The sequence below is a fragment of the Streptococcus sp. KCJ4932 genome (assembly GCF_004352745.1).
GTDB lineage: Bacteria > Bacillota > Bacilli > Lactobacillales > Streptococcaceae > Streptococcus > Streptococcus ruminicola.
On sequence record NZ_SJWW01000041.1, the window covers coordinates 1 to 418 of the forward strand.

Annotated in this window: 1 protein-coding gene; it reads right to left on the reverse strand. The window is 47.4% G+C overall.

The genetic code is table 11. The annotated features are described in order from the left end of the window. On the reverse strand, positions 1-405 hold a 405-nt coding region (locus tag E0E02_RS09375; protein WP_276319492.1), incomplete at its 3' end, for an MFS transporter. Between the last annotated feature and the right edge of the window lie 13 nt (positions 406-418).

Genomic DNA, 418 nt, shown 5'->3' on the forward strand with positions numbered 1-418 from the left:
GTAAACCACACTATAGATGATAATGACCGTTTTCAGGCTGGTGCTGTCATCCGGTGCAAAGCGAGAAAAGACCCACATGGTAAACACCGCCAGCGACATTACACCGACGCCGCGCAGCCCTTCCATCCAGCCCATAATTTTCCCTTGCTCGCTATGATCGTCAAGCAACGATGCAGCTTTAATCGACACCGACCACAGCATTAAAATCGTCGTTATCGCAAAGGCGATCTGAATACAGAGCATTACCCACAGCGGTGGATACGTTGCCATTAACAGACCCAGTAATCCGGTAATGATCATCGCGGAAGTAATCATTTTGCGGTGTGAAAATTTATCGGCAATAACGCCGCTGGGGGCATAAAGAATAATGGCCGCAATACCAAAGGTACTCATTATTAAACCTATCTCGGTATTGCTG